23 protein-coding genes are annotated in these 24,658 nt (G+C 55.8%); all 23 read right to left on the bottom strand.

Features of this window, described 5'->3' with window-relative positions:
- Window positions 1-63: 63 nt before the first annotated feature.
- Window positions 64-681: a metal-dependent hydrolase gene (locus AC0CW1_RS02045; protein ID WP_488182098.1), complete on the bottom strand. Its 618-nt coding sequence runs from the start codon at window positions 679-681 to the stop codon at window positions 64-66.
- A gap of 12 nt (window positions 682-693) precedes the next feature.
- Complete coding sequence (locus tag AC0CW1_RS02040) at window positions 694-1,029, bottom strand: YolD-like family protein (RefSeq protein WP_488181451.1); 336 nt, start codon at window positions 1,027-1,029, stop codon at window positions 694-696.
- A gap of 110 nt (window positions 1,030-1,139) precedes the next feature.
- Window positions 1,140-2,420, bottom strand: a complete 1,281-nt coding sequence (locus AC0CW1_RS02035) for a replication-relaxation family protein (RefSeq protein ID WP_488181450.1) — start codon at window positions 2,418-2,420, stop codon at window positions 1,140-1,142.
- A gap of 563 nt (window positions 2,421-2,983) precedes the next feature.
- Window positions 2,984-3,685, bottom strand: a complete 702-nt coding sequence (locus AC0CW1_RS02030; protein ID WP_488181449.1) for a hypothetical protein — start codon at window positions 3,683-3,685, stop codon at window positions 2,984-2,986.
- A gap of 225 nt (window positions 3,686-3,910) precedes the next feature.
- Window positions 3,911-4,201 (bottom strand): hypothetical protein, encoded by a 291-nt coding sequence (locus AC0CW1_RS02025; RefSeq protein WP_488181448.1) that lies wholly within the window; start codon window positions 4,199-4,201, stop codon window positions 3,911-3,913.
- 12 nt (window positions 4,202-4,213) lie between these two features.
- Entirely contained in the window at window positions 4,214-5,272 is a 1,059-nt protein-coding gene (locus AC0CW1_RS02020; RefSeq protein WP_488181447.1) for a ParM/StbA family protein, read from the bottom strand.
- 62 nt (window positions 5,273-5,334) lie between these two features.
- Window positions 5,335-5,757, bottom strand: a complete 423-nt coding sequence (locus AC0CW1_RS02015; RefSeq protein ID WP_488181446.1) for a thioredoxin family protein — start codon at window positions 5,755-5,757, stop codon at window positions 5,335-5,337.
- A 15-nt stretch (window positions 5,758-5,772) separates the two neighbouring features.
- Window positions 5,773-6,399 carry an HD-GYP domain-containing protein gene (locus AC0CW1_RS02010; RefSeq protein WP_488182097.1) on the bottom strand — a complete coding sequence of 209 codons (627 nt, stop codon included), beginning with the start codon at window positions 6,397-6,399 and terminating at the stop codon, window positions 5,773-5,775.
- Between the two features lie 27 nt (window positions 6,400-6,426).
- Window positions 6,427-6,978: a hypothetical protein gene (locus tag AC0CW1_RS02005; RefSeq protein WP_488181445.1), complete on the bottom strand. Its 552-nt coding sequence runs from the start codon at window positions 6,976-6,978 to the stop codon at window positions 6,427-6,429.
- Entirely contained in the window at window positions 6,978-7,457 is a 480-nt protein-coding gene (locus AC0CW1_RS02000) for a hypothetical protein (RefSeq protein ID WP_488181444.1), read from the bottom strand. The genes AC0CW1_RS02005 and AC0CW1_RS02000 overlap by 1 nt, the downstream gene beginning before the upstream one ends.
- Window positions 7,458-7,471: 14 nt before the next feature.
- Window positions 7,472-8,695, bottom strand: a complete 1,224-nt coding sequence (locus AC0CW1_RS01995) for a CpaE/TadZ family protein (RefSeq protein WP_488181443.1) — start codon at window positions 8,693-8,695, stop codon at window positions 7,472-7,474.
- 19 nt (window positions 8,696-8,714) lie between these two features.
- Window positions 8,715-10,031: a hypothetical protein gene (locus AC0CW1_RS01990; protein ID WP_488181442.1), complete on the bottom strand. Its 1,317-nt coding sequence runs from the start codon at window positions 10,029-10,031 to the stop codon at window positions 8,715-8,717.
- A 66-nt stretch (window positions 10,032-10,097) separates the two neighbouring features.
- Window positions 10,098-15,647 (bottom strand): PKD domain-containing protein, encoded by a 5,550-nt coding sequence (locus AC0CW1_RS01985; protein WP_488181441.1) that lies wholly within the window; start codon window positions 15,645-15,647, stop codon window positions 10,098-10,100.
- A gap of 139 nt (window positions 15,648-15,786) precedes the next feature.
- Window positions 15,787-16,668 carry a stalk domain-containing protein gene (locus tag AC0CW1_RS01980; RefSeq protein WP_488181440.1) on the bottom strand — a complete coding sequence of 294 codons (882 nt, stop codon included), beginning with the start codon at window positions 16,666-16,668 and terminating at the stop codon, window positions 15,787-15,789.
- A 98-nt stretch (window positions 16,669-16,766) separates the two neighbouring features.
- Window positions 16,767-17,219: an A24 family peptidase gene (locus tag AC0CW1_RS01975; RefSeq protein WP_488181439.1), complete on the bottom strand. Its 453-nt coding sequence runs from the start codon at window positions 17,217-17,219 to the stop codon at window positions 16,767-16,769.
- On the bottom strand, window positions 17,216-18,004 hold the full coding sequence (locus tag AC0CW1_RS01970; RefSeq protein WP_488181438.1) for a hypothetical protein: 789 nt from the start codon (window positions 18,002-18,004) through the stop codon (window positions 17,216-17,218). The genes AC0CW1_RS01975 and AC0CW1_RS01970 overlap by 4 nt, the downstream gene beginning before the upstream one ends.
- A complete protein-coding gene (locus AC0CW1_RS01965) occupies window positions 18,001-18,891 on the bottom strand; it encodes a type II secretion system F family protein (protein ID WP_488181437.1) in 891 nt (296 codons plus the stop codon). The genes AC0CW1_RS01970 and AC0CW1_RS01965 overlap by 4 nt, the downstream gene beginning before the upstream one ends.
- Window positions 18,888-20,201, bottom strand: a complete 1,314-nt coding sequence (locus tag AC0CW1_RS01960) for an ATPase, T2SS/T4P/T4SS family (RefSeq protein WP_488181436.1) — start codon at window positions 20,199-20,201, stop codon at window positions 18,888-18,890. The genes AC0CW1_RS01965 and AC0CW1_RS01960 overlap by 4 nt, the downstream gene beginning before the upstream one ends.
- On the bottom strand, window positions 20,137-21,267 hold the full coding sequence (locus AC0CW1_RS01955; RefSeq protein WP_488181435.1) for a P-loop NTPase family protein: 1,131 nt from the start codon (window positions 21,265-21,267) through the stop codon (window positions 20,137-20,139). Before AC0CW1_RS01955 ends, AC0CW1_RS01960 begins: the two co-directional genes overlap by 65 nt.
- Window positions 21,268-21,273: 6 nt before the next feature.
- Complete coding sequence (locus AC0CW1_RS01950; protein WP_488181434.1) at window positions 21,274-21,951, bottom strand: SAF domain-containing protein; 678 nt, start codon at window positions 21,949-21,951, stop codon at window positions 21,274-21,276.
- A gap of 99 nt (window positions 21,952-22,050) precedes the next feature.
- Entirely contained in the window at window positions 22,051-22,302 is a 252-nt protein-coding gene (locus AC0CW1_RS01945; protein WP_488181433.1) for a hypothetical protein, read from the bottom strand.
- Window positions 22,303-22,328: 26 nt separating this feature from the next.
- Window positions 22,329-22,793, bottom strand: coding sequence for a hypothetical protein (locus tag AC0CW1_RS01940; protein WP_488181432.1), 465 nt, complete (start codon window positions 22,791-22,793; stop codon window positions 22,329-22,331).
- A gap of 89 nt (window positions 22,794-22,882) precedes the next feature.
- Window positions 22,883-24,655: a peptidoglycan DD-metalloendopeptidase family protein gene (locus tag AC0CW1_RS01935; protein WP_488181431.1), complete on the bottom strand. Its 1,773-nt coding sequence runs from the start codon at window positions 24,653-24,655 to the stop codon at window positions 22,883-22,885.
- Window positions 24,656-24,658 lie beyond the last annotated feature (3 nt).

Below are 24,658 nucleotides of genomic sequence, written 5' to 3'. Positions count from 1 at the left end.
TCCCAATGATATGCGATGAACCTGAAAAGTGTGTGAAACCAAGGTTTGGGAAGTTCGGATCAGTCAGATAAGACCGCTGATTCTGGCCACCCATTGCGTTAATTCTGGGCGATTAACGAGTGAAGACATGCTGAAACAGATAGCGGCCAGTTGCAGAAGCGACTCGACGCCCCACCACCGATGGCCGATGGTGATGAGTGTTCTGCTCTTTCCTTTCACCGGCCAAAACAATGGCACGCCCGATTCGTGAAGGACATCGCCGAGCACATGAGTGAGATACCCGATGCAAAGTGGATAGGTCCAGGCGGGCTCCGCGAGAAGGGCCATGAGCGCAACGAGAGGGAGACCGACGACTAGGGAATGGGTAAATGTCCGGTGCGGATATCGGGCCGCCCCTATCAACCATATCCCACCCAGTACGCCTACCCCCGCTGGGGCCCCACCTGTCAGCCCCAAGAACAACGCCCCGACTCCCATCAGAAAGATGGCAACGGGGCGTAAAAAACCCGGCAGCGGAAGCAACTGGCGACTGATCACACTATTCGGTTCATCCAAGTCCGGCAACAGGCTTCCCAAGGCCGCCAAGCCAAGGGACAAAAGGAGTTCTTCTGCGCCGTCAACAGGCGGCAGCAACGCCAGCGTTCCGGCAATACCAGCCGCCACATGGGTCTTCGCCTTGATCTGCCTTCCCCCCTATTCCTCCACGTCCAGGATGTCGGACAGGGGAATCTCCCGCTCATACTCCCCCTGCCGGATTCTCAGGCGCTTACCCGCTCCCAGGGGAATACACTCAATCCACTCGCCCCTGTTTCCCCTGCGTACCCGTATCCGCAACGGCCTGCCTTCCCGCATCGCCTCGCACAGCAGCCGCTCCATCTCTTCCCGTCGTTCCTCCGAGGGCGCCGCTACCGGCTCCTCTTCCGTCATTGCAGCCCTTGCGGCAGCAGCCGTCCCAAGCCGGTGCTCCGGCAGGAGCATCGGCCGCCACAGGTAGTTCCTTTGGAAAAAAGCCTGCGTCTTCGCGTCCATGTGATCGCCTCCCTCCGATAAGTGTAGCACGAAGGCTTCTTTTTGAGAACATATGTTCTAGTATTCTGCGAACACTGTTCGGTGTTGTCTCACTCGTCTATCGACGAGTGTTACCCCTGTTCCCGTAGAAAGGTTCGCGTGATGGTTCGCAACAGTTCGGTTGGGCTCGTGTCGGCCTGTCTGGCAAGGTCGTAGAGACGGTTGCGTTCGGTCTCCGGCAGGCCGAAAGCGACACGCTTGCTGGGTTCCACATTGGCGGGCCGGGTCTGCCGCAGGGGCCGCAGGCGGTTGGTCTGTTCGGGTTGGGGACGCTCGGATAAGACCTCCACCCTGGCCCGGTCGAGGACGGCGGGGCTCAGGATGCCGAGGTAGTTGGGGTGGTGGGCGACGATGATGCCCTCCCGCTCCCGTGTGTTCAGGTTGGCGATTCGGTTTTCCGCATGGAGCAGGTGGATGATGTCGCCCGTGGTGGCGTCGACAACGAAGTGCTGTTCATCCTCGGTGACGTACCGGGCGTGGACCTCTGCGCTCCGGGGCGGGCGCAGCGCCTTCTCCAGCAAGCCTTCCGCTGGTTTCTTTAGCCAGCCGTTCAGGTGGGCTAGGAGGTAATCCAGGTGGGTGATGTGCAGGATGTGCAGGGAGCGCACGCCGGGACGCTGTTGGAGCGGGAGGTTCAGGTATCCTTCGACGGTGTTCTGCCAGGTGTCCCAATCCTTGCAGAGCACGGCCACGTCCAGCACAAGGCTCTTCTGAGCGGTGTCGGCAATCTGCCGGAAGGTGTTTCGCACCGGGTCGCCCTCGAAGATTTCGATGGTGTCCTCTCCATCCTGTTCGATGCGCTTTCGTTTGGGGCGTTTCCCCTCGGGCAACGGCGCCAGATACCAGATCAACATTTCCTGTTCCCCCCTTTGCAGGCCCCCGGCGGCCCACTGGAATTTGGCGGGCACATGCCATTGTTTCTTGACCTCTCGGGAGGACAGCCACTGCCAATCATCCATGCCGTATTCGTGGAGCCTGACGAAGACTTCGTTGATGTCTACCAGACGCCGAAGCTGGAACTTGTTCTCGGGGGCGTTGTCGTGCGCCCTCCGGTAGGCCTCGTCCTCGTCGCCCTCGGTGGCAACGCGCATGCCGCGCCCGGTTAGGACGTAGCAGTTTGCTTCCCGGCCGGAACCGGAGCAACTGTTTCTTGTCCCCGGCTCTGCGCCCAGGTATTCGACCCGTAGGTAGCCTTCTTCCACCAGTTGGCTCAGTCGTTTCTGGTGATACTGCACCCGGCCCCCGAAGAAGCGCCGGTGGATCTGGTTCAGTGTCAGGACGCGGTAACGGAGGATGCTTTTCAACACGTCCCGGTCCCGCTCGGTCAGCACGATTCCCTTGTGTCGGCCCATCGATTCGCTCCTTCCATTGCCGGTTGGGGTTGCATGGTCAGGCAGACGTGCTGCGTCCCCCGCTGTCGCGTGTGCCGCCGCAAGTCTGCCGGGGCTTTGTTGCGCTGATGGGGAGGCGCGGTGGGGGTGGGGGGGTGTGTGGGGCGACACCTCGAATCGCTGTCGCGCTTCTCGGCGTCGCCCCGAAATGGGCTGTTTCGTTTCAGGAACCCCCCTTACTTCCTTTTCGCTCCCCCCTCTAGCCGGATGGAATATGATTCAATCCTGTACGAATAGGCATTTTTCAAGGCCTAGCGCCTTCCGATTTCCCTTAAATCAACGCCCTCCCCTAAAACATGTAAGACAAGGGCACAACCCTTGTCCAGCAAGCATTTCCGGCCCAAATCCTACGTTTGTGTCAAAGCGAAAATACCCCATCCTTTTAGGCTTTAGAAAAGGGGGTAGTGCAAGGACACTTGCTTTACCCGAAATCACAGGTAAAACAAGGTGGAAACCCTACCTTGTTTTTCTTATACGTTTAGGCCGTTTTTATCGCCTTAGTCGACCTGATTCCACGGGGTAGATTAAGGATCAACCGCTGCCGTCAAGGAGCAAAGAAAGGCCTCTCCGACGGCTATTCCATCCCGAATCACATAGATTTCCGTCCGTGGGTTTTCCGGGTCGTAGAAGCCCTGAACCATGTGCACCATCTTGTCCCAACTGTCGTCCACGGCCAGCCGGCTAGAGACAACAGTGTCTAAGATGATATTGATAGTGCGGTTGTCGGGATCCCAGCGGACGTTCGTTGGAACATAAAAATGAACCACAACCAGTGTCTTCTTCCAGGGGAGTCCGTCCGGCAGGCGTCTTTCTTCCTTCGCAATCCGGACAGCGCCTATCACATAACCGACCCACCGTTCCCAGGCCGCCCTGTAAGCATTAGCTTTCAAGTTCCCTTTCATGTCACAAAATGTTTCCAACCGTTCTGTCCGCTCTGGAACAGTAATCCGAATCACTCCATCCCGGATGACTTCGAGCTTCCCGCCGGGATAGGCAATTCGCAGCGGGTGTTGGTGCATCAACCGTTTCGCGGCCCAGGAAAACACGCTGTGTGTGGCCGACTGCGCAGGAGCCAGTGTGTGATCAAGAAAATCGGAGAAGGCGCGATAGATTTTTTCTTCGGAAGCTTCTCCCTCGTTTTCTGCGATGACCTGTTCAATCCAACTGATGCGCGCCTTCAATTCCTGCATGGTTTTCAAAAACAATGGGAAAGGTGGCTTGTCCATAAAGACCTCCATTCATCAATGGCATCCCACTCAACCCCTTATCAGTCAAGGGCTTTCTTATATTTCGGTATACCTGCATTTAGGCGATTGAACGGCTTTCAGAGCCGAGGTATACCGAATGTTCTGTTTTCCCTTTATTTCGCCGCCTTTGGCGGTATCCCATCGGTTTTTCCGCTGGTATACCGGATGAGGCTTTCCCCCTTGCTGTACAAGGCTTGAAAGGGGTTACGGGCTATCGTCCCCATCATCAAGAAACTCGCCGAAAAGGTCAGTGAAGGGATTGTCCTCTTCCGGTGAAGGTGAGGACGGATGCGCGATCACCCCGTCCCGGCGGACTTCCTCAACGACACTCCGGATCGCCGCCAGTTCTGCCATGACCGCCTGATGCTGGGCGTCCGACTGTACGGCTCTAAGCAGCGTTTCCCGCAGCCAGACAGACCGGGTGCCGTTGGGCATGTTCCTGAGTTTCGTATCCAGTTCGCATCCGTCCGGGATGCTGACAGTATACTTGGCCATAGCTGTCCCTCATCACTTTTCGCCCGTTCTTGCCGCCGCTTCCCTGCCTTCCTTCATCCGAGCCGCTTCCAGGTATCCCCGAGCGTTGGCCATCTGGGCATCATCCAGCAGATCAATTTCCGGATGCAGGTCGGCCAGATGATCGACGAGGGCTTCCCCGCCGCCGCCAGCCAGAAAGATGCGGCGGATCAGGTCGGCTTCCGACTTCCATGCCGACAGCACCCGGTTCCGGATCTCTCGGGCCACCTGGGCGCGCGCCTTGCGAATGCCATCGCGCAGGTCGATTTCCTTGCCCCGGAAGAACATCTTCCCCTCTTCCAGGATGCGGGGAATGTGCCGCTCCTCCAGGATTCGTCCGGTCATCTTGTTAAAAGCCTGCTGGAGCGGGCGATAGATGCTGGACATGCCCACATTGGCGGTCCCGCAGAGTTCCTTCCGCAGCATGGGCCGCTTGTTCTGCCCGATTTCAACCACAGCAAAATCAGTCGTTCGGAAACCCACGTCAATCAGAGCAAAGAGGTTGCCGGGCCGGGTCACCTCATCGAACTTCGGCTTGTTGTTATCGTAGAGGGCCAGTTGCATAGCCGACAGCCCCTGCGGGATGATGGTCACATCAAGGAACCGGATCGTGCGCGTCTCCCCCTGCATCGGACCGCCGAGAAACTGCACCGTAGCGATGAAGTTTTTCAGATAACGATGGAACTCAGCCTTCTGGGACTCGTATTCCTCCAGCGGTAGCCCGGTGGCCAAGTGAACCGGCATGATTCCCTGCGGCAGCAGCAACGCCGCCGCCGTGGCCATCAGCACCCGCGTTTCCGGTAGGTTAATCTTATTCGCTTCCAGGGTGACGCTGGCGCCAGCCAAGCTTTCCTTCCTAGCCAAGTTGCCGACAAAGTAGTCCTCGTCGCCAATCTTAACGTGGAGGGCATCCATGGACTCTGCATCCGTGCCGAACAGGTCACTGTTTCGGTCGTGGCCGAGACCGACAAGGCTGGGGAACAATACCCGGCGACCGTTTTCGTTGATGCCCTTGACCTCTCCATAACCCAAATCAATGCCGATTTTGTACATACCTGCTTCTCCTCCTAGAAAAAATGTTTCTTTAAAAAAGAAAAACCTGGGAAGTTCCCAGGTCACTCAGTAATCCGTTGATTCAGTTCGTCCAGTTGTTCAGAAGAGTGGACACCCTTGCCGGAATAGACTGGCTTTCCGTCTTCGTCAAGAACAACAAAGAAGGGAATGCCGTTCATGCCATACGTCTTGGCCAAATTCCGGTTTTCTTCCTGAGTGATGTCCAGTTTTTGAATATCAATCGCTCCGGGGTGTTCCGATTGCCACTTCTCCATAATTGGAGCCTGCTTCTGACATGACGGACACTTAGGAGCGAAAAAGTACAGAATCGCCCCCGCCTTTTGGTGTCCACTGCTCGCAGCTTTCTGCTCAATCAGAGACGAAGATTTCCGGGCGAGGGCTCGTTCGTTGTTTTCTGAGCAACCGACCAGGACAAATGCCAGCCATGCGATCATGAAGGCTGCCTTGATCTTTTTGCCATTCATTTTACCACTCACCCCTCACTCGCTCTGCTGCCGGACCAAGCTGGCAATAATCTCTTCGGGGTAGCCGTATGTTCGCAGTTCCTCCGCCGCCTTGTCAGCCATAAACGCAAATCGCCGGTAGTCCCTGGGCTCCGTCATGGCCGCAAACATATCGGCCGCGCCCACAATCAAGGCCATTGGTTCCTGTACGCCGATCCCATTGGGGTAGCCCGACGCATCGGGCCGTTCGTGGTGATTACGGATGATCTCCAGAACTGTAGCAGGCACGTCAGGCCAGAACTCCTGCACCAGATCAGCGCCGGTATTCGGATGACACCGGATAAAGCGCAGGTCCTGCTCTGACAGCACCGCAACCGCTTTCAGCCGGTTGGGCCACCCGACCTTGCCCGTGTCGTGAAAAAAGGCCCCCAGGACCAATTGCTGTTCTTTGTCCTGCTCAAAACCGTATACCTCTTTGCCCACGATTCGCGAGTAAGCCGCCACCCGCAGGGAGTGCTGAAAGAGTTGAGCGTCCCAGTCCCGGATTCTCCGCACGAGCGCCCATCGCCCCGGACACCCGATGCTTTCCATCATCCAGGACAAGAACTGCTCCCAGGAATCCTCTTCGACCTCTGGCTTTGCAAACGCCAGGCCTTTTGCCATAGACAAATCTTCACGTCCTTTCTAATCTTAACGAACAAACCGGCCTAACTCCCCGGAGTTAATCCGAGGTGCATCCGTCAGCACATTGACGGTCATCGTGGTCTCCCCGGCAAAGGTCATCCGCACCTTTGCCTCGATTCGGGCGAAGGCGGCGGGATGATGGACAGGTTGGTTGTGGGGCGCCGGAGTAACAGCATCCAGGTAACCGGACGCATCGTAGTTGTAGGTGATGTACTCCTTGATCATCGAGGCCGGATTGACGCTCCGGTCCATATATCGTAGCGCCCCAACCTCCCGGCTCCAGGCATCCTCAAAGCGTTGCCGGGTCGATTGGAGTCCCATGACGGCGCTACCCGAACCATCCATTTCTATCTCAAGTCCGGCCAATCTGTCCCGTTTCACGCTCCCGAAACTGGCCATCAACGCATGGTCAGCAGCGTTATAGACGGCCCGATATTTGACCAGATACTCTGCCACCGTCAGAGCGGATACAAACCCGAGCAGAAGAAGGATGACGATCATCAGCCCCACCATCGATGTTCCGGCTCCCCGGCAATCGGAGAGGTATCGACGAATCATCACCCTCCCTCCCGCTCATGGGTCGTGGCTACACTAGATAGGACCGGAGATGTCAATGTAACCGTCTTTGACTGGGAGGCGATCAGCAGATTGTTGAGGGTGAGGTGTTGATAGGTCACCGTATAGTCCAATTGAACCGCCACCCGTTCCCCGTACTCGGCTCGATTACCAGTCTCCTTGATGACTCCATCATCCCGCATCGCTTGAAATCGGATGTTCAGCTTATCAGGGTTCATGCCCACGCTTCTGGCTCGGCTCCGGATATCGGTGAGGGCCGCATCGTCCAGTTCCCCTTTCGATTCTGCGAGAATGAGGGCGTACCGGGCGAGGATGCTCACCTTGTCGTTCATCCGGCTGAGTTGAATTGGCTCCACCATCGCCATGGCGAAAAAGGCGAGGATGATGGCAACGACGGCAAAGGTAAGGGCTTCCCCGCCGCCACGGGTATCATGGAGGAACCGCCGGAACAAATTCTTCATGCTCTCCCTCCTTTTCACCGGACAACCAGATTCCGCAGGCGGTTGATGAAACCACTGGAATGCCGCGCTTGCGGACAGAGCCGGTGAACGTTCCGGGCGATTTCCTCCCCAAAAGCTGCGTCCGTTTGACTCGGAATCTTCCCCTGGTTGATGGCCCTCTGAATCTTTGGTGACCAGTGAACCGTATCCACGGTGCTGGCGCCCAAAAAAGCCTGAGCCTCATTGAGGTCGATGCCTTCCTTTCCAGTCACCCGGTTGAATATCTGCCAGACATCCTTGGGTTCATGGATGATGTTTCGCGCTTTGAGTTGGTTGAGCCAGCGGCTGGTGTCATGAATGGTCGCCGTATCGAAGTTGGTTACGCAGATGAGCTTAGTGGCATAACGAAAGACTTCAACGGTATGCACTTGCAGGTTAGCGCCGGTATCGACCACTACATAATCAAAAAAACGCGGCAGATTCGTCAAAATCTTTCGCGCCAATGCTGGGTCTATGAAGGAATCATCGACCAGACCCGGAGGGCTGGCCAGGACATATATCCCACTTGCGTGCCGCTGCAACACCTCCTTTATGACGCTTTCCCGGATGACTTCCGGTGAAGAACGAAAAGCCAGCAGGTTCCTTTCCGGCGATAGTTGCAGTTGCGCGGGCACATCTCCCCAGGGTACGTCGAGATCCACCAATGCCACACTCTGTCCGGTCATTTGATGAATCGACGCGGCTAGGTTGACGGCAATAACGGTCTTTCCAGAACCGCCTTTGGGCGACCCAACCGCGATCAGCTCCTTGGCCAGTGTGGCCCCGGTCAGTGACCGTACGGACTCTCCAGGTTTTTCTGATTCCGGCTTGCTTCCGGACTGTGTATGGGCTTCCGGCGGATTCGCCACGCCAGCCAGGGGAATCGGACAGGTCTTCTCCCCCGCCAGCACCGCATCGATGCAGCTAGGCGTCAACGGAAGGGTCAACAGGGCCACATCGTAGAGGCCCGCCTTCCGCATGAGGTTAAGGTTAGCTTCTTCGGCGATCAGCGCCGTTTGCACACCCGTCGCCAGCAGGTGTTCCAGCAACGAATCATCGGCGTAAGCGTCAAGCAGCACCAGCCGGGGCGCAACACTCTCCGTCTGGCTGTACACCTCATTCAAGTTAACGGGGATGATCAAAAACCGGTCCTGGAGGGTGTCAACGACTTTCTGCCGGACGCCGGGATTGGGGTGGCCGACCAGGATTCGATACATCATGCTCCTCCCTTCTGGTTACTTATTGGGCCGCGCTCTTAACTACCGGCTTGGATTGGTTTGCAACCGGCCCTGTCAGGCGATCGGCCATCTTCCCGAAGCAACTGCACAGCAGCGGGTCCAGGGCCACTGTCGGTTTGGCCAGGGCGATACTGAGCAGCGCCTGCGGCGTTTCAGGGACGTAGATCGCGCGATTGTCCCTGATCAGGGGCTGAATGTGCGCCTGCAGGTCCGGGCGGCTCCGGTTGATGACCCAGGACGCCTTGTTATCCGCTAGAACCGCCTCTGCTGAAACTACGGCATCGATATGACGAACATCCGGGTCAACGACAAGCAGATGATGATCTGCCAGCTTTTCCGCCTGAGCAGCCCACTCGTGGGCATTCCAAAAGCGAGAATCCGGCGGCAGGTCCAGAATGACGATATCGGCTTGAACTCGGGAAACGACCGTTTCCAGCGTAGTTTCGGCAGGAACCTTCCAGGCTGGCCCGGCTCCAAACACCTGTAACCTGGGCGACCAACGAGGACGCTGGCCTTCCGCCTCTCCCTGGAGAAGGCTGGGCAGATTTCTTTTCCGGATATTCAGCCATGCACAGGCCCCCTGGCTCCAAAAGTCCAGATCCACCAGCGCCACTTCCCGCGTTACAGAAAACGTCGCCGCCAAGTTAACGGCCACAAAGGTTTTTCCAGACGCGAAGGGACTCAGTACCGCAATCACCGTTTGCGCCCGTTTAGGCACAGGTGGAGTAATCTGCGCCTGAAAATCCCGAAGGCAGATGCCCCCTTCGCATATTTCCGGCGGTTGAGACGGGAAAGGCTCTCCCGGCTCAGCCTTTTCGCCTCTCAGAAACGAGGGCAGTCGGATAATCTTCTCTTTCACTGGAAGGGGTTGCGGAGATGTTTCCGCTTCCTCTGCCTGTACGATGCTGTTTGATTGGCCTTCATTCGTTGGCTGGTCCCTGTCTTCCCGCCCGAACATGGCCTCCCGGTATGTGGCCGGAACGTCAATGGCCTGTTTGATCTTCTTGGGTGTCACGGGGTTGTAGAGAATGTCATAGACCCCGCAGGAGATGGCGTGAGTAATCAGGTGGTCTTTCGGCTCCAACGAGCCCGCCAGCAGAATTACACGGGCGCCCTCCAGGCGAAGCGCGGAAATGATCGGCTGCAAGTCTTCCGTTCCGGGAAGAAATGCCGATAAAAGGACAATATCCGGCTTTTCCGCACCTGCAACCACCAGCACCCCTTCCCGATACCCAGCCCATACGGTTTGACAATCTGAGAAATTCCCAATTGCATCATCTATTTGCCTGACGCCGGTGGCCAATAGGATTTTGGGCATAGCGCGTTCCTCCTTTCTCTTTAAAAACCAAATGCCCGGAGGCCGAAGCACTCCGGGCATTCATCGTTATTGAGGATTAACCACACGACGCGGTTTCACCAGATCGTAGACACTGTACTTGACCTCAAACTGAGAGATATCGCCCAGTTTCTGATCCGGCGCAAAGGAGGTTCGCTGAATCAAAAACCTTGCTGGGTATTGGCCATCCGGTGTCCAGACGTTGACGATAAATTCACCGTTCCATGTGTTCTTCCGGCTGCTTACCGGCTGCGATGGCGTCATCGGTATCCGCACGTAGTCAACGCCGCCTATGCGGTCTGTCGGTTCCGGACTGGGCTCCCTTCCTTTGTCGGGCGGGAGCATTTCGTCTTCCTCGACGACAATCTTGGCCGGCACTAACAGCCACGCCCGTTCCGCCCACCAGTCGGTGGAGACAGACGCCTTGATTCTTTCGCCTGCCAAACCGGGATTGGGCGAAATCGATCCGTTCAGGATTTCCAATGGAGCAATCACCTGAAGAGGCTTTTCGGCCCAATCCGACCAAAGGCCCCAACTGTCCTTGACCCGCAGTCGGATCGTATAGTTCCCCACCGTATTTAACAATGGCCAGGAAGGATTCTGCACTCCGGCATACGTGGCGAAGAGGGCACCGTCCGGCTGGCGCAGTTCCCACAACCAATCCACGATGGCGTCCCCATCCGGATCATAGGACTGATCCGTCGTGGCATAGGGCTGGGAGACAAAGCAGGGATTCGGATGAACGGAGAAGTCGGCCACCGGCGGACGGCTGTCGGGAAGCACTGGAATCGTCCGGGTGTATGGCAGAGACCATGCTCCGTACTGATCCTGAACCTCCAGCGTCACCGTATAGTTGCCGATGTTCGGGAACACATAGGTCAGATTCGGGTTCCCAGCGTTGTGAACGGCGCTATACAGGACATTCTCACCTGCATCCTTTACCACCCACTTGGAGGCGACGATGGCGTCCGTGTCGGGGTCCCAACTATTGTTGGATAAGTCAACCGGATGTCCCTTTACCGCCGGATAGGGATGGACATGAAACAGAGCGACTGGCGGAGCATTCAGCAGCGGAACGACCTTCTCTGTCCAGTCCGACCAATACCCGTACTCGTTCTTCGCCCGCAAGCTGAAGACCCAGTTGCCTGGTGTAGGGATGGACGAGGGCAAGCGGTCATAGGTCCAACTGGTTCCGCCTTCGGGCTTGATTCGCCATTCCCGCTCCACAATCCCGTGGTTCGGACGACTGTAAAGGTCATCAGAGTAGGACTTATCCGTTACCCTAAGCGGCTGACCATGATAGACCGATGCTGCGTCAAAGTCCGCCACCGGCTTGCGCAGCACTAGGATGGAGCCCGAAGCATCCTGAGACCACTTCGAATAGCGACTATTGAGCGCCGGAACGTTGCTAGGCTGGTCTTTCACCTTGTATGTGATGGTGTACAGACCGGGTTTCGTAAACCACCGAGGCGGTCCTGACAACGCCTTTCCGGACTGCTCCCACATACCCCAATTCCGCTCCACCTTTAACGGATCATGGGCGAACACCCACTGGTTCAGGTCCACAGGAATCGGGTCGTTCTCGGGATCGTTCTTGATCACCTTGATGTCCACCGGCTGGAAGACCAGGACAGTGTTCATGCGGGTGTTCTTCTGGTCGAAGAGGGAGAGGATGTACTCCTGAATCTTCGTCACCGGTATCCGCATGTCATCGGTGAGCGGAATACGGATTCCGCCCGTCTCCTGATAAAAACGCTCCGGAACCACCTGAGCCCCGTCTGGACACACAACAATACCACGCAACCCGTTTGACTTCATGTAATCGAGAACAGCATTCCAGGTTACGCTGCTTGTTTCGACCACAGGTTTATCCGTCGCAAGGATAAAGTACCGATCTGACTTTGGCGCAAAGGACTGACCTTTCATGTAGTCCAAAAGCGATTTCGTCGTCAGACCTTGCTCGAATACCCAGTAATAACCGCCCCCTGTCATCGCCACCCGCCTGCTGCCCTGCGTGATCGCGTGGATGGGATTCCAAGACCCATTGGGCCATTCTTTCACCGAGACACTCAGAGATTTATCCGCAGGACTATAAGCCGCTTCGAGATAGTTGACGTGGCCTTTCGCCAGCAACCGCGCTGTATCGCCATAGCTGGAGATCGCCAACGGCGGCGTTGACTCATCATACTGCACTGGAACCCTATATGTCTCGGATTCCTTGAAATATGCTCCCGAGTAACGGATCACAAATTCGCCCGGAGTCGCCACTAACAAGTTTTGTCCAGGTGGATAATAGTCGTAATCGTAGAACAGGTAGCGTCCATCACTGAGCTTTCGGATCGGAACGGGTCTGCCGAGATTCCCCAGGTCATTGTAGATGTATTTTCTTGAAAGGTCTGGAGAAACAACTTCAGACTCGTGTCCTCCACCTAGATCAAACATGGAGTTGTTCACGCCGCCGTCAAACGGCTGTATGACGTTACTTGACGAAAGACTTCCTGTTCTCAAATACGTTAACTTACCGCCAACTTGACCGTTGGCTGAAGATACAGGAACGGTAACATAATCCTGGACCCCCCATTTATCGCTCCAGTTGCCTATGACCAGCATCAGTTTGTCTTCCGAAGTGTCCGGGACACGCATCAATTGTGTCGGTCCCTTATAGTAGTAGGTATCCCCATCATTGTCGGTCGTCTTAAACTGATTCGGATCATATTGCGTCTTGTACCACTTATAGCTGCCATTGGTCCGAATTGCCAATGTACTGCTATAAGCATGGTCATTGTAATAGGTATTCCAATGCCTACCATTGTAATTTAGCTCTCGCACCAAATGGTGAATGAGCACTACAACAGTCCCATCATTGAGCATGGCAGACCCGGCATAGGAATCGAAGCTCCTCACGGTGGGAATGTATTTCGGCTTTTTATAAGTTCCAATGTCTGTCATCTCATAGTCGTATTGCAACGGGATGGTTGTTGTTCGCCACCCATTGCTGTCATCCAACCATGCGATGCAGATACTCTCCGGCATTGGCTCTAATAGACTGTCGCTATATTTGTAGGAGTGATTCTGTATTTCACCTTTCAGCAGTTTATTGTTGAAGTTGCCAACACCCACAAATGCCACCAGGGAATTCGATTCCGTGAATAGGGCCTCTTTTATTTGCCCATCGGGGAAGGGCCATTGTCCATTCCGGTTCTCGGAAAACTCGATGTCTTTGCTGGTTGCGTTAAACGTATTCATACCCAGCGCAGCGAGTTTGCTTTGAAGGTCCGCATTCCCTTGACCGATGACAGCCTGTTTTCCAGCCTTATTCTGCGTCTCTCCAAGCGCATAGACAAGATCGATAGCTTGCGGTTGTTTGGAAATATCAAACCCAACCACAGGCGCCAAGTTATCTACATCCACCTGTTTATCCGCGATGGATTTATCCGCAGTATCATCGGATGCCGTGGGATACGTTGCGCCCTTGTACGTATACCCCTTCCAGGCTTTCAGTTCGATGCGGAATAGGCCAACCTTCTTAAAACGGATAGTGGGACGAGTATCATTTGTCCCGTTTACGAGAAAGTACGCATCACTGGATGGGTCGTTCAACGGGATCGCCTTTTCGCAGACCCCATTCCCATCGCTGTCATAGAAAAGCGTCCAGTCTCGACGGACAATATTTTCCCCGAGTGCTATATCGCTTCCGGTTACATAGCTGCCGTCAACGACTTCCACTTGATACCCGCCGTCCACTAGCTCCCGGTAGGCTTTATTGTTTACCCTAAAATCGGCAGTAGGAGGATTGTCTGCTACAACATCAATCTCTTTTTCTGCCCATTGGCTCACCAAACCACCCGAGTCAGTGACACGCAGTCGAATCTTCCACTTACCCGTGACATCGAAGTAGGGATTTACAGGCTGGTCATTGGTTGGCGGCGTTTCGCAAATGCCGCTCCACGCAACGCTTCCATTCGGGCGAATCAACTGCCACTCATCTTTAGAGTGAACGACCGATCTGATCCCGAACGCCTTTGACTCGTATGGCGTAATCGTCAGGGGGCGTTTCACCACAATTCGATTGGCTGACGTAGTGATGATGGCAAGCGGCTCCCCGGTTCCTACTGGAAGTTGGATGGAACTTGTAGACGTATCGCCATCCTGGTCTGTAACAGTAAGCGACACCGGGTAGGTCCCGGCATTTGTCCAGGTATATGCCGGTGTTTTGCCTGAGAAGTTATGACCGTCTATCGTCCATTGCCAACTTACAATCTTCTCGTAGGGCTCTCCCGGATGCACGCTCTGATCATTGAAGAAAACTGTTTCGCCCTCTTTAGGCATAGTCGGCATGTACGTAAAGTCAGCCTTCGGCGGAAAGTTTGGACGCGGTTTTACCGTAACCATGCGGGTAGACTCGTCTGATTGCCCCCACTGATCCTCCACCTTCAGGGTGACCGCATAGACGCCAGGCTTTTGCCATGTCATATACTCGTCGTTTGCCGTTGTTCCGTTGGCGTTGTAATACACTACGGGATTCGATTTCCCCTCAATCGTCCAAGTGCGGCGAACGAGCTTCCCCCCCGGATCCGTGTGGTAGGAGGAATCCTTAAACTCCACTTCCTGCCCAACTTCCGCTTCCGGTGGGATCGCAACGAAACGAGAACCCGGCTTTCCGCGTGAGTCAGTCTGTTCGGGCGGAGGAAGTGAAACATCATTGGGCGCCTGTACACGAATATCCATTGTGGAAGCTCTGCCCAGCCGGTTCACCGTATCCCGGACCAGCGTCTCCACCTTGTAGGTTCCTGCTTTGTTGAAGGTCAGCGGAATCTGCTTTTTGAAGGAATCAGTAAACGGTTGGGGGGTAACGAAGATGTCCCGCCCGTTCACCCGAACCTTCAGCAGGCCCTTGCGTACCCAACTGTTATACGCCGAACCCTTCGCCTCAATCGTGACAGACCCGCCAACTTTCAGGTCACGGTTGCCAGAAACAATGTTGAGTGCCGCTTCGGGAAAGGATGTAGTGGCCAACCCATGCACAGCAGGATTCATCGCATCCCATGGAAGGCCATCTGGAATCCAAGCCCCGCATAGCACATAAAGTAGCGAAAAGTTAACGCACTCAACCGAATCGCCTGTGACTAGGTTGGTGACTGTAAAGTACAGGTGATCGCTACCGATTTTTTGCTCTACCCACTCAGGATCACCGTTGAGTTTTTGCGCCCACCAGCGCACATCTGCGCGAGGAACGAGTAACCGCCCAGATGGTTCAACATCCTCAAAGGGAAGGTCAATATTGTAAATTTTAGGACTTTTGGCAATGCTGTATCCATTGCCCTCCCCATTGAGATACACTTCATAGACTCTCGTTAACCGATACGTCCCTGATGGGATTGCAATCATCTCGGGGTGAACATTGGGATCGTTGAAATTGTGGCCCTCCACCTGAACCAGATGGCCGCCCTTGGGCTTGTAATACGTTACTTGATCATCCGGTTTGGCACCCTGCCAGGATGCGGGAAAGTCAGCCCTGGCTTGTGGCGGCATTAGGGAAAATAAGACGCACAGGCAGAATGTCAAGCTGGCCACGATGGCTCCAAATCGACGCAACATCTTCTCTTTTCAACTCCTTTGTTGTTTCCATCTCCCCTTTCATCCAGCTTTCATCTTGCAATCAAGGGCACCACCCCCTCGCAAATAGCAATAAAAAACCCCCTTCCGCAACATGGCTGGAAGGGGGTTAGTCTCCTGTTTAATTGGTAATTGAAAGGCGTTCTATGAACTTAGATGCTCCTTCTCGGAGTTTTTTTTCTTCAGGTATCCAATCATTGATATTATCGAAGTACTCCCATGTATAGCCCAGCAATTCCACAAAAGCCGCTGGCGCCATCAGTCTACCATTGACCAACGTCAGCGGAAGGGTGTCTCGCTCTTCCCCGTTGACGACTGCCTTGCCTTCCTCGGGTCGTACATTGACAACAGTGGTGTTCGCCCGGACGGTTAATAGGCCGCTATCCCATTTCATGTCTGCCCCAAGGTTCTTAAGAGCAGATACGGGAAAGTAGACCGTATCGTTATGCTTGATGGGTTCGCCGACGAGACGTTCTGGCCGGGCGCTATCCGTCGTCCAAACGCTGGCAGCCGTAAGCCCCACATTCATATTGATGGTCGTCTTGCCTGCCGGCGGCAGCTTTGGGGCTACATCGGTAAAATACCGTTCCGGGTCTACGGTCACGTCAGTCAATGCCCAATGCCTGCTTACATCCTGCGCCACCCTTTCCTTCACATCTGAAACGGTCAACCATGGCTTACCGTCAACGGAAATGACCTCCATCGCCGGATAGTACATAGCACGCCAGCCAGCATGATAAAGAAGTGCTTCGGGATCTTCTTGATACAAAGGAGATCGTCCATCACTATAAAAAAATGTGTTTCCGTATCGTGTAATCAACGACCTTCCGACCGGCACGTAATCGGGGGTCCACCGCCCCCCCGGTGCCTTCTCTCCTCTTGCGATAATCTCCTGACGATCCGCATCGTTTCGCCAGGCATATGCGGCAGAGGGAAACAAGGAACCCATCAGCACGGTTGCAACCAGAACGGGTGCCAGATGAGCTTTGATTTTCTTGTTCATCACTACAACCTCCTTGCTTAGTTCATTAACATCTTGCCAACATTGTACAATGAGACATTTTTCCTTTTCAATCAACTGGGCCAACGACCAGACAAAACTTACCCGAAAAGAGCGGAAAAAAACACGAAATTGCACCACCCAACGGCTCCCACAAAAACGCCCGGCGCAAGTGGAACCATCGATGAAGAATTATCGATGTTATCTCTCTGCCACCATCTCTTAAACTGAGCGTCGACCAGTGAAAGGATGGAGCCAATCAGGAACACTGCCAGCGCATCGTAAAGGCCAACTAATGCCGTCATACCAAGCAGCATCTTTCCGTCGCCCCCCGGCAACAGAGCGGGCCTGCCAATCAGAAAAGGCAACAATGTAAACACCAAAACCAGCAACACTTCTTCCAGCCGAAAGGGGTTCCCCGCAAGAAGTGCAAGAGAAAGGCCCACCCCGGTCATTCCGAAGGTGAGCCAGTTAGGAATTGTTCGTGTGATAGCATCGTGCCTGGCGGCCACTGCCAGGAACAACAAAAGGAGTGCATAATGGGGATCCATCATCGCATCGGCCCTCCATCCAAAAGCGTCATATTGAAAAAAGCCAGCAACAGCGGCAGGCCGACGAGCACCACAATGTTCAGCACCATCATGGTCGGAAAGACTGGGGCCAGTTCAGCTTTCTTCTTCATCCGGCGCGTCTCTTCATGCGCCATATCCCGGTTGATCATCTCCTCCAGCTTTTGGAGCATCTCCAGCACCCGCCCGGTGTACTCACTCTGTCCCAAGGCCAGGGCGAAACTGTCCACTTCCGGCAGGTCAATCCGCCGCGCAAATTCCTCCAGGCGGTCTTTCAGCACCGGCTGGGCGATGTATGTGGATGCCAGCCGGGTCAGTTCGTCCTGGAAGACGCCTTCCTCCACCGAATCGGGCAGGGACAGGAAGATTTCCCGCCAGCCAAGGCCCTGTTCCACACCCCGCTGCACTCGCCGCAGCATGACCGGAATCTGCGGTCGGATCTCCTGCACCCGCTTTCTTCGCTCCCCCCGGATGTACAGCGCCGGTATGAAGAGAGCAAAAGTCCCCATCGCCAACCCCTGCCGAAGATCCGGTTGCGTCAGTACAAGAACCGCTCCGAAGGCTACCGCCGCGGCCTGATACGTTACATACTGCTTGACGGTCCACTTGACGCCCGAAGTGAGCAGCCATTCCTGAATGGTATCTGAAGAAAACCGGTGCCGGCGGGATGCCCCCGGCGTCCTGGACAGCAGGCTTTTTCGCTCCGTCATCAGATAGGTAAAGTAGCCCAAGGCCACGGCGCCCAATCCTGCCGCGATGTACTGGTTCAAGCTCTCCCCTCCCATCGGGCAAATCGATAGGTAAAATACATGGACACCGTAGTGTTGACGATGATCAGAACCACCGCCGTCTTTCCGAGGTTTGTCGTGGTCAGCAGCTTCATCAGGTCGGGGTTGGTGGAGGTCATGTAAAGGAACATGCCCCCTGTCACCGCGAGAAACACCCAGGCCAGCATGATGTTCGAGCTGTTTTCTGTTTTATAGCTTTCCGCCCGGTTGCTCTGGCTGATGGCTTCCTCCACATACACCCGAATGCAGGCGGCCATGTTACCGCCGTATCCGACGATATGGCCGTAGTCTTTCAGGAACTCCTTCAGCAGCCGGTTGTCCACCCGCTCCTGGGTCCGCTGCACGGCCTCGGACACGCTGACCCCCGCCTGAATCATCCCCGCCAGGTTAAAGGTGAGGCTGCGCAACGGTTCGTCGAGATAGGCCGACACCTCTTCCATAGCGGCAACCGGGTTTCCGCTGGCCTGCTGGTGATTCAGGAGGATCAAAAAGAGACGGGGAAGGCGTTTGACGATTCTCTCCCGGTTCCACCGAAGCTCCAGCTTGAGCGCATGAAAGACCAGATAACCTGCAATCCCCGCCATGAGCAGCGCCGCCACCGGATTGTTCATCCGATGGTTCACCTGCCAGCCCACCGCGCCGCCGAAAACCGTGCAGAGGAGCAAAAAGGCCCACCCAGGAATGGGCCGCCCGCCGTACTGCAACAGGCGGGACTTCAACAGCATTCCTTCCAGTTCGGCGTAGGCTGTCTGCCACTGAGCCGGAGTCTTGATTTTCGGCATCCACACCGTGCGCCTTGGCTCCATGAGCAGCCAGATGAGATACCCGGCGGCCAGGGCGGCAACAGCAGAAATAGCCATGCGGCTCATCGGCTTCCCCCCTGTCGAACAAACTTCCGCAGGCGAAGCTTCCAGGCGAAATCCGGAGTTGGATCGAAATAGTGATGAACCGGGTTTCCTCTCTGTTCGTCCACATCCAGCCGGTACAGGTGGTGGAGCCGGACATTCTGCCCATCCAGGCCGACCACCTCCGCGATCTCGATAATCCGAAAGTTCTCCAGATGGATAGCCACATCGACCGTATCGACGATCATCTTGAGGATCTGATCAAATGTCAGCGGCGTCTCGGCATAAAGGGCCATGAAGGCCGCTTGGTGGATCGCCGTTTGGATGTTCCGGGCGTGCATGGTCACCGCGCCTCCGTCATGGCCGGAACCAAAGGCCCGAATCAGGCTCAGCGCCTCTTTGCCTCGCATCTCGCCCAGGTATATCCGCTTGACCGCCGACCGCATGGCCGTCCGTGAAATCAAATCACTGACTTCAACGTGTCCTTTGAGCGGCCTTCCGCTCTCGTCCACAAGCCGGTTCTCCTGCACCTGCAGGCAGTTCTCCCGACGTATTGGCGCTTCCCGCTCCGTCTCACAGACCATGATCCGCTCCGGGGGGACGCATTCATTCACGCCAGCCGTAAACAGCGTCGTCTTTCCGGAGCCCGTTGGGCCGGAGATGAGCAGGTTGAAGGGATTCTCAAAAAGCATCCACAGTGTTTTTCTCAGTTCCGGCGGGAACATCCCCGTTTCCTGCAACTGATCCATGGTGAAATGCTCCTCGGGATGCTTTCGGATGCTCCCCCAGGGATACTCGGCCAGCGGAGTCCATCCAATGCTGATGCGGAGCCGGTTTGCGCCGTCCTTCAAATCAAGCTGGTTCCGGGTCGGGTCAACTGTCCCGCCCAGCCGGGTCACGATGGTTCGGATGAAGTTCTCATAGTCCCGTTCGTGAAAGGTAATGTTGGTCTTTACATCATGGCGGCCCCGTATCCGCTTGATCACCTCTGTCGGCTTATTCAAAAAGACATCGGTGACCTCGGGGTCTGTAATCAGTTCGTGGATGGGGCCATACCCAAAGAGCCGTTTGTAGGCGTCCTGCCGGATGACCTCGTGAGACATGGGCAGGTTCTTATCCACCGCAAGGTCTCGGATCGCCCGGTCCACCAGTGGAAGCGCCGCTTCCGGTTCAAAGGCCCCATCAAAGATGTCCTTGAACAGACGGCTATGTTCGGAAGAAACATGAGCCACCACGGCAGCCACGATTTCCTCCCGCTGCCGTCCCCAGCTAGATAGATCGAAGCACTGCGAGGAACCGACGCGCGCCTTTTCCCGGAGAGATACCAGCGTCACTCTTCCCACCCTCCTGTTGCCCGACAATCCGGAAGATCAGTTCCGCCCCAAAGGGGGTCCATCTTTCAGGCCTCTCGTCCAGCCTGCGCATGTCGATGTGGACGGCGCCGTGGTTTGGCTCCACCCGGTCGGTGTTCACGGCCACGGGGATAACCGTTTGATCCGAGTCTGCATTCACCTGGGCAATTTCCGAGAAATGATCCCGGTTCAATCTATCGGCCCAGGTTGCCTTGTAGGGCATCACGATATGCGAGGCTGCCTGCAGGGAGGCAAAGGTCAATGGCAGGATGCCGACCGGCGAGGTGTCCACCACAATCGCAGGGTACATGCACCGCACCTTTCGGAAGAAGGCACTGGCAAAGTCCTCGCTCATGCGTCCAAGTTCAGACAACCGGGCATACCCGGCGATAAACTCCCCGCCCGACCAGCGACAGACCGCCCGCCGGATATCAGCCTCGTCCAGTTCCCGCCCTGCTTCGTGCAACGGCAGCAGACTGGCCAGCCCCGTGTCCTGATTCCAGTTCATCCGGCGGGTGATCTCCGCCGTACTGCCTCCGTCCACGAGAAGCGTAGGATATCCGCTCTGTTGGAGGCGTTGGGCGATCTCGATGGCCAGCACGGACGTATGCGTACCGGCTGGCGAGAATACCGAAACAAAGAGGCCAGACTGTTTCGCGCATTCCACACCCAACAACTGGCTTGCCTCATCCATGGGTGTCTTCCCGTTCACGATGACCGCCCAACCGTTTTGACTCAGTTTCTTTTCCAGTCCTTCTTCCCCACGTTCGAGAACCGCGATCCGTTTCGCGGCCTTTACCGGGCGAACCTTGTCAAAGAGTTCTCCAGGGCTCCACGGGCCGGACAGGCGGCTCGACAGCATTAGAATGTCAACCGGCTCCACATCCCTTTCACCGGACAACACCTTCATCAGCAGCGCTTGGCTTCCCGCCGTCCAGGAGACAGGCACATTCGGAAAGACGGCCATAAACTCATCGAGCCATGGAACGGCTAGACCCACACGGCGGGGCGCGGCGCTTTCTTTTTCACTTCCAACCCACTGCAGCAATATTCCTCACCCCTCTTGCTCCGTATGTGCCGCGCCAGCCTCCATGACGGTGACCGGGTTGCCATGGGCGCCATAGCCCACCAGACTGATTTCCGCGCCCGATTGCATCGCTTTGCGGACCTCCAGGGCCGTTTCGAGGGAGGGAACTGCCACTTCCACAACAGTGGGCGTCAATCCCGCCTCCTTGTTCGGCGTCCCGTCAGCTTGAAAGAGATTCTTCCCCTCCTTGCCGTAAACGGCCAGGACTTTCGTGCCGATCAGAAGGGCTTTACTTTCCCCCTCCTTGCGGGCCGCCAAGATATCCACCACGTCCCCTGGCCGGACGCTCGTTCCCACCGTCACCATGGTAACCCCTAACCGCATCACCCGCGCCTCAGCCGGCAATGCCGGAGCGGAAGACAACCGAGACGACCGCACCGGTTCGTTAGCCCCCATTTCTACCCGAACCGTCTTGCCAACGGCGTCATGAATTGAAACGACTGCATCCCCAACCGTGATGGATTCCGGAATACGGATCGTCTTGAGCATGGATGCCTCCAATGTCGTTCCAGCCGGTATCGGCCGGGCCGCCACCACGGCGTCTGTCCGGATCTCCACCTCCCGGTAGCTGTCAGTGGTGACTGCGTAATAGAACCCGCCGGCCGCTACCGTTCCCGCCAGGGCCATGCGTAGGACTTTGCGCATCTGCAAGCCATCCTAACCTCCTTCATGCGCGAATTTGATGTTCCACTCACGAAAAAAGAAAAGGGCGGGAAACCACTCCCCGCCCTTGCCTCTTTTCAATTAATCACTCGGGTTGACCAGCTTGGTATCCACTTCCGACGTTATCGTATCGGACGTTTTGGTCAGGGCGTTGTTCAGGGAACCTCCCAGGTCACTCAGTCCAGAGAACAGTACGAGAACCACAAAGACGATGATGGCAACAGTCTCAATAGACGGGCCTCCCTTTTTGTCCCGGAACCACTGATGAAACCGCCCAAGCAAGGACGATTGCTCACCCTTTTTCTCCATGCCCTTTTGCCCCTCTTGATTCATCTCTGATAAAACCTCCTGTCTTTTCGTCATTGCGGCACAAGGCTCATGGCCGTGCCTACCCAATACCAAAGTCCCCCGGTGATAATCAGAGCAACGAACCCCATCACCAGCGAACCGATTCCGGCGGCCCGCAGACCGTCGAATCCCAAGAGCGAACCGACGACAGCGAAGCTAACCCCCGCCAGAATGCCGATGACCGCGACGATTCCCGTAACCCCGCTCAACCCGGCGATGACGGCTGTTCCCTTATCAGCCACCTTGGAAAAGCCTTCTTCAATGGTGACCGGACGGTATCTCCCGCCGGACGCCTTGTTGAGCATTTCCTGTGTCGGATCGGTAATCTTTTTCGTCGCTTCGGCTGCCGAGGCCGTTTCTTCCGTTGTAGCGGTTGCCGACGATGGCGACTTTACCTCGTCGGCAAACACCGGCGATAAAGGAATTGCCGCCAGCATCCATGCTAACAGCAGTACAAATCCTGCTTTCTTCCTCAACCCATCACCCCCTTTGCCATTCACGCTTGCGAAATAATGCCCCTCAAACACAACAACCCCTGCGGAATTAACATCCGCAGGGGTTGTCCTCAGTTACAGTTTGTTGTTCCAACACTTGCGGGAGATCCGAATACAAGGATTTCCGGGTTAAGGGTGATTCCGGAGTACCCGTTCCGGACTTCCAGATGCAAATGGGAGCCTGTGCTCTTGCCAGTGTTTCCAACCGTCCCGATAGGCTGCCACGTTTCCACCCGATCATTTTTTCTAAGGTTGTCAGCGAAACGTTCCATATGAGCGTACACCCACAAGTTGCCGTCATCCCCCCGGATCACCACCTGGTTTCCGTAGATGCTCCCGTCGTTGTGGCGGTGCCCTCCATCTAGGACGATCACTTCCCCACCAACACAGGCGACTATCGGGGTTCCGGCTACTGCACCAAGATCTAAACCATGGTGAGGCGTCCCTTTTCGCATCCTCCCGTAGGTATCGGTTACTGTCCAGCATCCGGCGATGGGAACCGCATATTTCCCTGCCCCGTTGGTCTCCTGCCAGCGGTATGAGTTGGCCAGTTGCTGCACTTTCTGCACATAGGCATCGCTGTTGTTGTACACCCAAAGCGCCCTGGACAGGTTTGAACATCCGGCTTCAGACAACTCGGCATTGAGGTAATTGGCCGCCGAATAGATGGCGTCTTTTGGGCTGTTAGGGTCCGCTTTTCCGTCTCCATCGGCGTCCACACCGAACTTCGCCCAGGTGGACGGCAAAAACTGCATCATCCCCTGGCCGAGTTCCCCTGTATGATTCGGCTGGCCTTCCCCTGTAGGGCGAAAGCTGTTTTCAATCTTGGCGATGGCGGCTAGAACCGCCCAGTCAACCACAGGCTTTCCGGTATCATCGCGGCAGAGAGCGTATTTATCGGCCGCATCCCGGAACCATGGGATGTACTCAGGCGGGATCTCCGCCATCCAGGCGTCCCGGATAGACTGGATGTACTCTTCCCGGTCCAGGAGCCACGCCAGCCAGGGCTTCTGTTCCGCTACGCCTTCGGCGGCTAAGAGCGTCAGTTGCCGGATGACCTCTGCGTTCTCTGGTTTTTCCTGATACCATTCAAGCAACGCTGCATCAAGCCGCTTCCACTTTGTATCAGGCAACTCTTCGATATCAACCAGTTTGTCGTAGGTGGTTGAACAGTTTCCAGACCCCTCGGTAACTCTGACATAGGAATGAACATAAGTCCCCTTGTATGTGTCTGCCAAAATAAGCAGTTGTACGTTCTCGGTGCTACAGGTTGTTCCGCCGCCATCAGGATCCGAGCAACAGACCACAATGGTCGATGGTTTGTAACGAAATCGAGGAGCAAGCACCTTGGACTTCTCCGTGGCTTTCGGTGAAAAGGTAGTGCGTTTTATCTGCATCTCGTACAGGTCTGCCGCGTACACCATTGGCCAGTCCAGATAGTAGCGGTTCTCCAAGGCCCCCACTGAAATGGGCGGGAGCGTTGTCAATTTTCCTTCCACGTCAGCGCGACTGTTAACTTTCTCGGCGGCGTCCGAGTACATCTTTGCCACAGCCCGGTCGTCCTCTCCCTGCACGGTCTTCGAGTAGTTCAGATCACCCGAGGCCACCACGGCGTACACTCCCAGCAACAGGATCACGATGAACAGTGCAAAAAGGGCTGGCAGACCAATCAGACCTGCCAGCCATAGGGCCGCCTTTTTCAGCGCCAATTTCGTCATCTTTCCAAGTATCCTGCCGCCTGTCCGCATAGCGGCGCTTCCTACCTTCCACCCGGCCCGGACAGCCGCATTGGCCGCGCCATTGACCATCTGCTGCGTTTGTTGCCCGGCCTGTTGTTCGTTCATCCT

This window comes from Heliomicrobium sulfidophilum, assembly GCF_057715735.1.
This window is presented reverse-complemented; position numbering and strand designations above follow the sequence as displayed.

What these genes read in the sequence shown, in the direction of transcription:
- AC0CW1_RS02040 (WP_488181451.1), bottom strand. Translation starts at nt 1,029, where the DNA reads ATGGACGCGAAGACGCAGGCTTTTTTCCAAAGGAACTACCTGTGGCGG.
- AC0CW1_RS02035 (WP_488181450.1), bottom strand. Translation starts at nt 2,420, where the DNA reads ATGGGCCGACACAAGGGAATCGTGCTGACCGAGCGGGACCGGGACGTG.
- AC0CW1_RS02030 (WP_488181449.1), bottom strand. Translation starts at nt 3,685, where the DNA reads ATGGACAAGCCACCTTTCCCATTGTTTTTGAAAACCATGCAGGAATTG.
- AC0CW1_RS02025 (WP_488181448.1), bottom strand. Translation starts at nt 4,201, where the DNA reads ATGGCCAAGTATACTGTCAGCATCCCGGACGGATGCGAACTGGATACG.
- AC0CW1_RS02020 (WP_488181447.1), bottom strand. Translation starts at nt 5,272, where the DNA reads ATGTACAAAATCGGCATTGATTTGGGTTATGGAGAGGTCAAGGGCATC.
- AC0CW1_RS02015 (WP_488181446.1), bottom strand. Translation starts at nt 5,757, where the DNA reads ATGAATGGCAAAAAGATCAAGGCAGCCTTCATGATCGCATGGCTGGCA.
- AC0CW1_RS02010 (WP_488182097.1), bottom strand. Translation starts at nt 6,399, where the DNA reads ATGGCAAAAGGCCTGGCGTTTGCAAAGCCAGAGGTCGAAGAGGATTCC.
- AC0CW1_RS02005 (WP_488181445.1), bottom strand. Translation starts at nt 6,978, where the DNA reads ATGATTCGTCGATACCTCTCCGATTGCCGGGGAGCCGGAACATCGATG.
- AC0CW1_RS02000 (WP_488181444.1), bottom strand. Translation starts at nt 7,457, where the DNA reads ATGAAGAATTTGTTCCGGCGGTTCCTCCATGATACCCGTGGCGGCGGG.
- AC0CW1_RS01995 (WP_488181443.1), bottom strand. Translation starts at nt 8,695, where the DNA reads ATGATGTATCGAATCCTGGTCGGCCACCCCAATCCCGGCGTCCGGCAG.
- AC0CW1_RS01990 (WP_488181442.1), bottom strand. Translation starts at nt 10,031, where the DNA reads ATGCCCAAAATCCTATTGGCCACCGGCGTCAGGCAAATAGATGATGCA.
- AC0CW1_RS01985 (WP_488181441.1), bottom strand. Translation starts at nt 15,647, where the DNA reads ATGTTGCGTCGATTTGGAGCCATCGTGGCCAGCTTGACATTCTGCCTG.
- AC0CW1_RS01980 (WP_488181440.1), bottom strand. Translation starts at nt 16,668, where the DNA reads ATGAACAAGAAAATCAAAGCTCATCTGGCACCCGTTCTGGTTGCAACC.
- AC0CW1_RS01975 (WP_488181439.1), bottom strand. Translation starts at nt 17,219, where the DNA reads ATGATGGATCCCCATTATGCACTCCTTTTGTTGTTCCTGGCAGTGGCC.
- AC0CW1_RS01965 (WP_488181437.1), bottom strand. Translation starts at nt 18,891, where the DNA reads ATGAGCCGCATGGCTATTTCTGCTGTTGCCGCCCTGGCCGCCGGGTAT.
- AC0CW1_RS01950 (WP_488181434.1), bottom strand. Translation starts at nt 21,951, where the DNA reads ATGCGCAAAGTCCTACGCATGGCCCTGGCGGGAACGGTAGCGGCCGGC.
- AC0CW1_RS01945 (WP_488181433.1), bottom strand. Translation starts at nt 22,302, where the DNA reads ATGAATCAAGAGGGGCAAAAGGGCATGGAGAAAAAGGGTGAGCAATCG.
- AC0CW1_RS01935 (WP_488181431.1), bottom strand. Translation starts at nt 24,655, where the DNA reads ATGAACGAACAACAGGCCGGGCAACAAACGCAGCAGATGGTCAATGGC.